This window comes from Sulfurovum sp., from assembly GCF_049668085.1.
Taxonomy (GTDB): Bacteria; Campylobacterota; Campylobacteria; order Campylobacterales; family Sulfurovaceae; genus Sulfurovum.
Genome location: NZ_JBATIY010000144.1, coordinates 1 through 7,548 on the forward strand (window position 1 = coordinate 1; position 7,548 = coordinate 7,548).

A 7,548-nucleotide genomic window follows, 5' to 3' on the forward strand; every position below is an offset into this window, starting at 1 on the left:
AACTAACTAATTGAAACACTAAATATATACCAATAATGAGTAAAGAGATAAAAATCAATATTACATTATGAAAAAAGTAGATATATTTTAATTCAATCTTGTCCAAAGGATGCAATAAAATAAAATATCCCATATTCTTTTCGTTTATATCTCTTTGTACATATTTAGTGATGAATCTATTGTTTTTTTGATCTATTACATATGCGTTATTATCATGTATTAGTTTTTCAATACCAAAGTTCTTAATATAGTTTCGATTTGACTCCGAAGCATTTAAATTTGCAATATAATAATCATCTAAAAACATTTTTGTAAAAGGTTTTTTGATCTGATCTTTATAATCTTTATCGACAAGCAATACAAGTTCAAATCCTTTGTCTAATAGTTGCATAGAGATAGAATTGAATTTTGAAATTACTTCAATGGTACCTATAAACTTGTCATCTTTAAACATCGGGAGCATGGATTTAAAAGTCATATCAAAAAGACCGGTACTGATGGTTGACCTTATTTTTGGATCACGTATCATTTGAACAATATCCTTACGCACTTCAGTAAGGTCATCTCCATGTCTATCTGTCCAGCTTCTATATCGACTTATACCTTTGCTATCAGAGAGCTGGATCCATACATTTTTATAATTGGTGTTAAGACGTAAGTTTTCTGAAAATCTATCCAGCATGAAATTTGTTTGATTTGATGATTCAAGAGCATCGATAAATCTTGGATCGTTAGCTAAGGAAAGTGCAATAAATAAAATTGACTCTTTTTTTGCTTCAATATAAGAATGTGTTGTGAATAGGATCTCACTGGCAGTATCAGTGTACTTATCTTTGATAAGTGCTTGTGTACGGATATTAAGTAGTGCATGACTTATAAATACGAAGATAATAAGTCCTACCATTGCCAACAATAATTTTTTTAAACTTAGTTGATTAAAAGTCATTTGTATACCCATGTCAATTGAATTCTTGCAATATCTCCGGCATTATTCAGTATATCTTGTGCAGCACCATTATATGGTGCATATGCTTTTACAAAAGTGTAGTTGAAATCTATTCTGTTCACACCTTCAAATTTATATGAAAATCCAAGGGTGGTATTCTTGACACTTCTCTCCTTCGCACTTATGTTTTCCATTCTATGATACTCATCATATCTGGCAATAGCTTCTATATTAGGTTGCAATTTATACGTGGCAGAAATATAATAGCCATCAGCTTTATTGTTCTTATCAGCCTCTATTTCAAATTGCCAGACGTTATTTGAAGGAGTAGAACTTGTATCTTTTGCACCGGTAAAGATCATGCCTTTTCCTTTCATATATTCACCTTCAACTCTTAATGATCCATCATAATATGTTAAACCTATTCCGTATCTTGTTCTATTATACAGTTCATCCAGGAGTTTTCTTTTTCCCTTTTGATACCATCCATAAAGTTTTAAAGACTCTGTATTATAACCTTTTATAGCTCCAAATATATTTTCATATGCCATATAAAGGTAGTGTGTGGGATGAGAATCATTCACATTATCCATCTGTATACCTGAACCAAGTCCATACATGTATGCATAGGTTATTGAGCTTGTTTTGTCAAGATCGATCTGTTGAAAAAGTTTTATACCACTATCTCTATATGCTCCTACTGAGTGTGCCGGTCTACCAAGGTATGTCGTGCTATTTTCAGATTGAGAAGAGATATATCTTTCCAGCATCAGTTGATCACTGACAGTTGTAAATTGTATGAACGGAGAGGCAAATCTTGCCATCAATCCCTCTTCACTACCGGGATATTTGTACTGTCCGACCCTTATGTTGATCGGCAGATATCTCAATGTGACAGATAGATCCGTCAAATAACTATGTTGTCTATATCCTGCAGGATTGGTTATTCCATTTTCACCAAACTCTGTAAGAATAAAATAGTTGATTTTATTCTTAACATCAAGTCTTCCTCTCAATCCAATTCTTAAACGTGACAGTATGAAAGTTTCTTGTTTTTGCAGGTCAGGTTTATTCAAGGAAAAAGGAGTTTTATTCATCCCATAGGTCTCATAAATATCACCTCTATTATGGATATATCTCAATTGTCCAAAACCCCATAAATTATGATCTTTAGTCGTTTCCTCTTGTGTCCCCTGTATCATCAACCAATTGGCACTGTAACCATAAGAAATAGATAATAATAAAAAAATAAACTTTATCATAAATGATTATAACTATTTTTTATTGGGTTTGACAATAATAAATAAAAATCTATGGCTAGATTTTATTTTATGACAATTTGAGACATATTGTTATCAACTTTTTTAATAAATTGGTCTTCTGACGAGGGCTTATTCGTACAAATCCTGCCTAAAAACCAAGATAAACCATAAAATAATCCACTTAAGTATTGATTTATATTCCATTTTGCTACAATATAGCATGAAAGAGATAATAGCTGAAGAAAAAGAAGTTGATGAACATGGAAACATCATCTTAATTAGATACTGGTATAAAGATGGTACCTACTCTGAAAAAAAAGTATCTGTCACACCAAAGAATAAAGAATGAAAGTATTATTATTATGGCTCCCTCTGGCATTATTGGCTGAAGCAGAAATACAGTCTTGTAAAGCAGCTATTATGAAAAAGTCAAGAATTCATCCTATAGCGCATGAAGAGATCAAGCAAGAGATAGAGATTAATCTGGATATCATTGATAGATGTCAAAATTATCCTGACGTCATAAAAGAGGCAGAACTTTATAATGAGTATTTATTGTTTAAATACTTGAAGTTACCTACTGTACGTGTAAATGAAGATGATTTGCTTGAGAGATGCAGACGCATTAATTATCAGTAGTCTGCAGAATCGTTTATCCTGTAGCTTCACACTTACTTCATACAATAATCCTATACTGACAACATGAAGACCATAAATAACCTTATCCCTTTTTCATAGTTTTGGTTTTCTAGGTAACTTTTTTTATTTAATGTAGTACCCTTCCCTAAACTTCCTTTTGGGTGCACTCCTTTAAATTGTCCAAAACATAAAGTTACCTTCTTCCAATATAACTTATTCCTAATTGAATATTAGTACTAGCAATGTTTATAATTTTTTAATGTATCTATTTCTTTGGAGAGAAACTATTGGTAAAATCAATAGAGAGAACTTCTAGCTACTCACAAGGCACGATAGTTGGTACTTATAGAGTTGGACAAGGATAAGTGTTTTAATCAAGGAATACCCATCAACTATCGTGCCATGTGAATAGCCATTATTATCATATTAGTATTGTTGTATTGATTTTGTAACCTGGCAATCTTTGCATCTGCTATAGAGTTATAGCATCGAAGATCCATGGTTTTCTGACCCTGCCTTACGACAAGTGTAGCTTTTTTACAATGTAAACGTTGATAGTATACTCAAGGTAATATTAATTTTTTATTATAATTTTATAATATTTTTTATTATTTTAAAAATGATAAAAAGCGTTACAATCATTTTTTAAACTCTAGAGTACATATTATTATCAGACGTAAGGATTTGAGTTCAGTCTACGAAGAGGATGATGGTTTCTCCTCTTATCATAGACTTTAATTTTATTGTTTTTATATATTTACCGGATTTGGTTTATTTTGTCTCTGCTTGAAGTTTTTTAGCCATTTTACACCCTTCTTCTGACCCATGTTTACATGCTTTACCATAGTATTCAATCGCTTTGGAGATATCTTTTTCCAGTACTTCACCCTTCTCATATTTCATGGCTACGGAAAAACATCCATAATAATCCCCTTCATTATTACAGTCATCCATAAAATCTTGAACAACTTCCATAGGATTCAAGTCTTCACCTAGGTCATCATCAAACTCATCTTTTTCTTCTGCAATTGCCAGTACACTCATGCCCAATAAAAGTATTCCTGCAAATAGTATCTTTTTCATTCTATTCCTTTTATATTTTTCGTTTAAATTTTAAAAATAAGTATAAATAATACCATTAATCCCCTTAATAATATTTTTTCTCTTTCTATGACAATTTGACATACTTTTATGCTACTCTCCATTTTTCTGTAAAAATACTATTATGAAACCTACATCACAAGAACTACTTGAAGCAGTAAGTAAACATTGTCATCATCAACTTACACTCTATAAATTCAATACTACAACGTTACAAGTAAGTGATAAATACAGAGAAGGTAGATTAACAGCATTAGGATATCTTGCTGAACTTTCTTTCTACTATATGCAAGAAGAAAAAAGTATAGAGAAACAGTTCAAGGAACAGATAGACAAACAATTGAAGCTCCACTCTTGTCTTGACGATACAGAGTATAAACGTGGTCTGTATGATGCGTTAAATGAAGTATTACATTTATAAAGGCACGATAGATATGTACTATATCAAGGGAATAGGATATATTTTTCTAAAAGGAGTAATTATCTACTATCGCGCCAATTGATATTATATATGGCGAATGTCATATTAATGTAACATTTAATAAATTAAATCGTTAACTCTATATAACTGGTTGTATCCAATTCTCTCTAGTTTCTTTTGGATGACGTGATAAATTTTCCCTTTAGATATTAACGTGATTCATATTCTACATTTATAATCTCCGATTTTAGGTTTTTGAGGCACAATAGAAAAATAAAACAGAGAAATCAAGGGAAACGAAAATGTCAAAGACAGAACAGACAAAAAAGATTTTAATGGCACTTTTACTTGGTGTGATCGCATTTGGAATCATGATCATATTCTTTACATTTCCACAGTCACTTATGGTCGCTACTATAGTCTTGATGGTTACACTATGGACCAATGAAGGGCTGCCTATGGCTGTGGTTTCATTGCTTCCCATTGTATTATTCCCTGCGTTGGGTGTTTTGAGCACAAAAGAGACTTCTATAAACTATGCAAACCCTATCATCTACTTGTTTTTAGGTGGGTTTATGATCGCTATTGCCGTTGAAAAAACAGGCTTGCATAAAGTGATAGCCAATAGAATGCTGAATCTATTTCCAAGCTCTGTCCGAGGTATCATCTTTGCTCTTATCATCACATCAGGGCTTTTGAGTTCAGTGCTTTCAAATACCACTACCACCCTCCTTCTACTTCCTATTGCCCTCTTTTTAACTGAGGATGTGAGGCTTAAAATGCGTTTGGCATTGGGTATTGCTTATGGAGCAAACATTGGTGGTATTTTAACACCTATCGGTACGCCGCCAAACCTTGTACTTTTAGGTATCATGGAAGAGATGGGAATGGAGGCTATTCCTTTTGCACAATGGATGTATATGGTTGCCCCATTGGTTTTTGTCATGTTTATAGCAGTGGGATTTGTGCTGAGTTTAGGTGTCAAAAATTTACATATTGAAACTGATCTGAGTAATAAGCCTCTTGAAAAAGATCAAAAGAAAGTACTCTATGTTATTTTCGGGTTGATCACTATGCTTATAGTCAATGCTCCGATCAAACCTTATTATAATGGATTGGGCCTGAGCGAGCCGGGAATACTCCTTGCAGCAGGGCTTCTTCTTTTTGCGCCTCCTTTTTCTATCTTGGAGTGGATGAAGGATAAAGAGAATATTCCTTTTAGGATCATGTTCCTTTTTGGTGCGGGTTTTGCTATTGCAGCTGCATTTACCAAGACAGGCATGGCCGCGGAAGTCGCTTCATACCTAGTCACATTTTCAACTTTACCGATACTTCTGTTCTTGCTTCTGCTTGCAGCAATGGTCACATTTACGACAGAGATCACTAGTAATACTGCACTGATATCCATTATGCTCCCTGTACTCTATCAGGTTGCCGAACAGACAGGGCTCAATGCAACACTTATTATGCTGGTTGCAACGATCTGTGCCTCGTATGCCTTCATGCTGCCTATTGCCACACCACCTAATGCCATTGCTATGAGCTCAGGTGTGATCACGATCAAAAGAATGGCGACTTATGGATTTGTATTTAATATACTAGGTATTTTATTTATTGTTGCGATCGCAAACTTCTTTTGGAAACAACTGTTGTAATTATTCCATTTCAAGTGTCATAAGATACATATCCTCACCGTCAACTACAGATACGTCTGTACTTTGACAATGGGCACATTGATAACGTACTTCACTCTGTTCACTCTCCTTTTGACATGCATTACAGTAGAGCTTTAGATCTTGTAAGTTCATAACAAACTCTGCACCATCACATACGGTATGCTCTTTAAATGTTTCAAAAGCAGTTTCTAGCAGATGTGGTTCTACACCGCTTAGTTTCCCTATCTTTGTTACTACTTTAGTAACTTTCGTTGAATCGTTAGCTTTGGCATGGCCTTCACACTGTTCTAATAGTGCTTGGACGATAGAATATTCATGCATAAGGTTAACATATCCTAGGCAAAAGTTCACCTTTTGGCAGGTCAAGATAACGGCTGCTGCCATAGGCAGAATGAAGGATCACTTTTCCCTCTTTTTTCATAGTTACTTCTCCTATAATAGCTGCTTTACTCGTTACATTTACTTTTTGAAGCACATCTATTGCTAACTGTGCATCTTTTGTAGGTACAGCAAGTATACATGTCCCTTCATTGGCAAAATCAAAAGCCTCAAAACCAAATAGTTCACATATACCCTGCACGGCTTCATTAACCGGTACGCTTGACTCTTCTATTTCCAAACAAACACTACTTTGTTCAGCCCATTCATTCAATACTGCAGAAAGACCACCGCGAGTCGCATCACGCATAGCAGAAATAGTTACATTGGCATCGATCAAGGCTTGAACTGCTGGCCATAACGTGGCACAATCACTCTGGAGATCACCAGAGATACCCAAACCTTCACGTTCCATTAAGATCGCTGCACCGTGCCGTCCTACATCACCTGAAACGATGATTGTATCTCCCTCTTGAAGATGACTTGCGGATATTCCTTCCTTTTCAATCTCTCCTATGCCTGAAGTATTGATAAATATCTGATCCACTGCACCTTTGGGAACGACTTTTGTGTCTCCACAGACTATTTTTGATCCAGAGTATTTGAGCTCTTCTGCCATAGATTTTACGATTGTCTCTAGATCATCAAAAGAAAATCCCTCTTCAATCATAAATGAGGCACTAAGATAAAGTGGTTTTGCTCCCATCATAGCAAGATCATTCACCGTACCTGCTATAGCAAGTTTACCGATGTTCCCACCATTAAAAAAAATAGGGCTTACTGTAAAACTGTCTGTGGTAAAAGCGATCTTATTTTTGACATCTAAAACAGCAGCATCTTCAGCTGCAATCAATATATCATTGGAAAAATGATGATAAAACAGATCGTGTATAAGGCTGTTTGTCTCTTCTCCACCACCACCGTGGCTTAGTTGTATCTGTTTCAATTAAATTTCTCCATATCGATAATAGGCATTACAAGCCCCTTCTGAACTTACCATACAGCTACCCATAGGAGTATTTGGAGTACAAGCCGTTCCAAAGACTTTACAGTCGTTTGGTTTAGCCAATCCTTTTAGTATCGTTCCACATATACAAAGCTTATGGTCATCAATAGGCTCTGTAG

The 7,548-nt window shown here is 34.6% G+C and carries 9 protein-coding genes, 1 pseudogene and 1 riboswitch; of the genes and pseudogenes, 4 read left to right on the forward strand and 6 right to left on the reverse strand.

Annotated features, from left to right (window positions below; all coding sequences use genetic code 11):
* A partial coding sequence (locus WBM70_RS09030) for a cache domain-containing protein (RefSeq protein ID WP_424558182.1) occupies positions 1 to 946 on the reverse strand: 946 nt, incomplete at its 3' end.
* Positions 943 to 2,208 (reverse strand): hypothetical protein, encoded by a 1,266-nt coding sequence (locus WBM70_RS09035; RefSeq protein WP_424558183.1) that lies wholly within the window; start codon positions 2,206 to 2,208, stop codon positions 943 to 945. The genes WBM70_RS09030 and WBM70_RS09035, both read right to left, overlap by 4 nt.
* Positions 2,209 to 2,428: 220 nt before the next feature.
* Between WBM70_RS09035 and WBM70_RS09040 the strand changes: the two genes are divergently transcribed.
* Together WBM70_RS09040 and WBM70_RS09045 are read left to right on the forward strand one after the other, a co-directional pair.
* Entirely contained in the window at positions 2,429 to 2,557 is a 129-nt protein-coding gene (locus tag WBM70_RS09040; protein WP_424558184.1) for a hypothetical protein, read from the forward strand.
* Positions 2,554 to 2,847, forward strand: coding sequence for a hypothetical protein (locus tag WBM70_RS09045; RefSeq protein WP_424558185.1), 294 nt, complete (start codon positions 2,554 to 2,556; stop codon positions 2,845 to 2,847). The genes WBM70_RS09040 and WBM70_RS09045 overlap by 4 nt, the downstream gene beginning before the upstream one ends.
* Before the next feature lie 444 nt (positions 2,848 to 3,291).
* Positions 3,292 to 3,390: riboswitch (cyclic di-GMP riboswitch) on the reverse strand.
* Positions 3,391 to 3,618: 228 nt separating this feature from the next.
* Here WBM70_RS09045 and WBM70_RS09050 read toward each other — a convergent pair.
* Positions 3,619 to 3,930 (reverse strand): hypothetical protein, encoded by a 312-nt coding sequence (locus tag WBM70_RS09050; protein WP_424558186.1) that lies wholly within the window; start codon positions 3,928 to 3,930, stop codon positions 3,619 to 3,621.
* A 142-nt stretch (positions 3,931 to 4,072) separates the two neighbouring features.
* Here WBM70_RS09050 and WBM70_RS09055 point away from each other — a divergent pair, with 142 nt between their 5' ends.
* Positions 4,073 to 4,369: a hypothetical protein gene (locus WBM70_RS09055; RefSeq protein ID WP_424558187.1), complete on the forward strand. Its 297-nt coding sequence runs from the start codon at positions 4,073 to 4,075 to the stop codon at positions 4,367 to 4,369.
* A 302-nt stretch (positions 4,370 to 4,671) separates the two neighbouring features.
* Entirely contained in the window at positions 4,672 to 6,024 is a 1,353-nt protein-coding gene (locus WBM70_RS09060) for an SLC13 family permease (RefSeq protein WP_424558188.1), read from the forward strand.
* Here the strand turns inward: WBM70_RS09060 and hypA are convergent, their stop codons facing one another.
* From hypA to WBM70_RS09075, 3 genes and pseudogenes are all read right to left on the reverse strand, one after another.
* Positions 6,025 to 6,366, reverse strand: a complete 342-nt coding sequence (hypA, locus tag WBM70_RS09065; RefSeq protein ID WP_424558189.1) for a hydrogenase maturation nickel metallochaperone HypA — start codon at positions 6,364 to 6,366, stop codon at positions 6,025 to 6,027.
* Positions 6,367 to 6,370: 4 nt separating this feature from the next.
* Positions 6,371 to 7,369, reverse strand: a complete 999-nt coding sequence (gene hypE, locus WBM70_RS09070; protein ID WP_424558190.1) for a hydrogenase expression/formation protein HypE — start codon at positions 7,367 to 7,369, stop codon at positions 6,371 to 6,373.
* Positions 7,370 to 7,548 (reverse strand): annotated as a pseudogene (locus tag WBM70_RS09075) (hydrogenase formation protein HypD); the annotation flags it as partial.